The organism is Patulibacter defluvii, assembly GCF_034096925.1.
GTDB classification, from domain to species: domain Bacteria; phylum Actinomycetota; class Thermoleophilia; order Solirubrobacterales; family Solirubrobacteraceae; genus Patulibacter; species Patulibacter defluvii.
In genome coordinates this window covers 1-3,251 of record NZ_JAWZSQ010000052.1, presented here as the reverse complement: position 1 = coordinate 3,251, position 3,251 = coordinate 1, and the positions used below count along the sequence as shown (strand labels likewise).

The 3,251-nt window shown below is 76.3% G+C and carries 4 protein-coding genes; all 4 read left to right on the top strand.

The window, feature by feature from the left end:
• The coding region (locus tag SH587_RS24575; RefSeq protein ID WP_320673309.1) for an efflux RND transporter periplasmic adaptor subunit at positions 1-970 on the top strand (970 nt) is incomplete at its 5' end.
• Positions 967-1,692: an ABC transporter ATP-binding protein gene (locus tag SH587_RS24570; RefSeq protein WP_320673308.1), complete on the top strand. Its 726-nt coding sequence runs from the start codon at positions 967-969 to the stop codon at positions 1,690-1,692. The genes SH587_RS24575 and SH587_RS24570, both read left to right, overlap by 4 nt.
• The gene (locus SH587_RS24565; protein WP_320673307.1) at positions 1,689-2,900 is read left to right on the top strand and encodes an ABC transporter permease; all 1,212 of its coding nucleotides are present in this window, start codon (positions 1,689-1,691) and stop codon (positions 2,898-2,900) included. Before SH587_RS24570 ends, SH587_RS24565 begins: the two co-directional genes overlap by 4 nt.
• On the top strand, positions 2,893-3,251 hold a 359-nt coding region (locus SH587_RS24560), incomplete at its 3' end, for a hypothetical protein (protein ID WP_320673306.1). The genes SH587_RS24565 and SH587_RS24560, both read left to right, overlap by 8 nt.

Below are 3,251 nucleotides of genomic sequence, written 5' to 3'. Positions count from 1 at the left end.
GGCGGGCGGCGGCTCCGGCGGCGGCACCGCGCGCGGCGGCAGCGGTGCGGCGGGCGGGGGCTCGGGCACCGCCGCCGCGTCGAGCGCCACCAGCGTCGCCGCCGCCCAGGCCGCCGTCGACAGCGCGCGGCTGGCCGTCGAGGACGCCGAGCAGGCGCTCGAGGACACCCGCCTGCGGGCCCCGGTGGCCGGCACCGTCGCCCAGCTCGACGGGGCGGTCGGCGACCAGGTCGGCGGCGGATCCTCCTCCTCCGGCTCGGGGGCCGGCTCGTCCTCCTCCGGCAACGACAGCGGCGCCGGCGCCGGCAGCGGCTCCGCTACCGGCAGCGGCGGCACCGGCACCGGCACCACCACCACCGGCAGCTCCTCCTCCTCGTTCCTGGTCCTGACCCAGCTCAGCCGGCTCGACCTGCAGGTCTCCTTCAGCGAGTCCGACATCGGCAAGCTGCGGGTCGGCCAGAGCGCCACCGTCACCGTGACCGCGCTCGAGGACGTCCAGCTGGCGGCGAGGGTGACGCGGATCGGGATCCTCTCGACCACCAGCAGCGGCGTCGTCAGCTACCCCGTCACGCTCTCGGTCGCCCAGACCGCGACCGGCGTCCGGACCGGGATGAGCGCCTCCGCCGAGGTCGTCGTCGCCCAGGCCAGCGGTGCGTTGAGCGTGCCGAGCCAGGCCCTCCGCGGCCGCACCGTCACCGTGGAGCGCGACGGCGAGCGCGCCACCCGGACCGTCGAGACGGGCGTCGTCGGCGACAGCGCGACCCAGGTCACCAGCGGCCTGGAAGCCGGCGATCGGGTGGTGCTGCCCGCGCTCAGCGTGGGCGGCAGCGGGCTGGCCGCGGCCGGTGGGGCCGGGAGCGGCCGCTTCGGCGGCGGCGGGCGGCTGGGCGGCGGTCTCGGTGGCGGCGCCGGCCTCGGCGGCGGGCTCGGCGGGGGACCGCCCGTCGGCTTCGGCGGAGGCCGCCCGTGAGCCGACGCCCGGTGATCGACGTGCGGCGGGTGTCGCGCGTCTACCGGCCGGCCGCCGACCTGCAGGTCCACGCGCTGCGCGACGTGACGCTGCGGATCGACCGCGGCGAGCAGGTGGCGATCATGGGCAGCTCGGGCAGCGGCAAGAGCACGCTGATGCACATCCTCGGCTGCCTCGACGCGCCCACCAGCGGCCGCTACCTGCTCGACGGGATCGACGTCGCCGACGCCCACGAGGACGACCTCTCCGACCTCCGCAACCGCAAGATCGGCTTCGTCTTCCAGGCCTTCAACCTGGTCCCGCGGACCAGCGCGGTGGCCAACGTCGAGCTGCCGCTGGCCTACGCCGGCGTCGCCCGGGCCGAGCGCCGGCGGCGGGCGACCGCGGCGCTGAGCGCGGTCGGGATGGCGCAGTGGCTCGACCACCTGCCGTCCGAGCTGTCCGGCGGCCAGCAGCAGCGGGTCGCGGTCGCGCGGGCGATCGTCACCGACCCGGCCCTGATCCTGGCCGACGAGCCGACCGGCAACCTCGACTCGCGAACCACCGACGAGGTGCTGCGGATCTTCGACGAGCTGCACGCGGACGGGCGCACGATCGTGCTGATCACGCACGAGCCCGAGGTCGCCGAGCGCGCCGGCCGGGTGCTGCGGCTGGACGACGGACGGGTCGTCCGCGACAGCGCGTCGCCGCTCCCGGCCAGCGCTAGGGAGGCGGCCGCGTGACCCCGCGCGAGACGCTGCGGATCGCGCTCGGCGGGATCGTGGCCAACAAGCTGCGCTCGGGGCTGACGATCCTGGGGATGACGATCGGCGTCGCGGCGGTGATCGTGCTGGTGGCCGTGGGCGAGGGCTCGCAGCGCGCCGTCCAGCGGCAGATCCAGGCGCTCGGCACCAACGTGCTGCTGGTGATGGGCCAGGGCGCCCGCGGCGGGCCGGGCAGCGCGGCGACGGCCAGCGCCACGCTGACCACCGCCGACGCGACCGCGCTCGAGGACGACGAGCTGGCGCCCGACGTGCTCAGCGCCTCTCCGGTGGTGCGGGTGGCCAGCGCTACCGTCGTCGCCGGATCGACCAGCTACCAGCCGTCGCAGGCGATCGGCACGACGCCCGGCTACCTGGCCGCCAGCAGCTACGCGGTCGCCGAGGGGTCGGCCTTCAGCGACGCCCAGGTCCGCCGCCGCGAGCGGGTGGCGGTGGTCGGGCCGACCGTGGTCCAGAACCTCGGCGTCGGGGTCGGCGCGACGGTCCGGATCAACGGCGTCGGCTTCCGGATCGTCGGCGTCACCGCGAGCAAGGGCGCCAGCGGCGCCACCAACCAGGACGACGTCGTGATCGCCCCGATCACCGCCGTCCAGGACGCCCTCGCCGGCTACGGCGCGGTCAGCTCGATCACCGTCCAGGCCCGCTCGCAGGACGCGCTCGACGCGGCCCAGGCCGAGGTGACCGAGATCCTCGACCAGCGGCACCCGGCGCCGGCCGGCAGCACGTCGAGCGGGATCACGGTCATCAACCAGGGCTCGATCCTGGAGGCCTCCAGCTCGACGACCTCGGTCTTCACCACCCTGCTCGGCGCGGTCGCGGCGATCTCGCTGCTGGTCGGCGGGATCGGGGTGATGAACATCATGCTCGTCAGCGTCACCGAGCGGACCCGCGAGATCGGCATCCGCAAGGCGATCGGGGCCCGCCGCGGCGACGTCCTGACCCAGTTCCTGGCCGAGGCGGTGCTGGTCTCGATGCTCGGCGGCGCGCTCGGCGTGCTCGTCGGGCTGGTGGTCAGCCGCTTCACGATCGCCGGCGTGCAGCCGGACGTGGCGCCCTACTCGGTCCTGCTGGCCTTCGGCGCGTCGCTGCTGGCCGGCCTGTTCTTCGGCACCTACCCCGCCGGCCGCGCTGCGCGGCTGCGCCCGATCGAGGCCCTTCGCTTTGAGTGACATCGACGACCTCCCCAACGATGCCGCGGCGACCGCCGCCACCGAGCCGGCCACGGACGACGGCTGGGACCCGGACCCCTGGGACGAGCAGGAGCACGAGCCGCTGCCGGTCCGACCGCGTCGCCCGAGCCTGCTGCGGCCGCTGCCGCTGGCCCTCGGCGGAATGGTGCTGGTGGCCGGCGGCTTCATCGCCGGGGTCCAGGTCCAGAAGGGCCAGACCGACGGGGCCGCGGCCGGCGCGCCGGCGGGTCTGCGGGCGGCGCTGGCCGGACGCGGCGGCCTGGCCGGTGGCGGCGGCCTGACCGGTGGCGGCGGCCTGGCCGGTGGCGGTGGGGGACCGGGCGCGGCCGC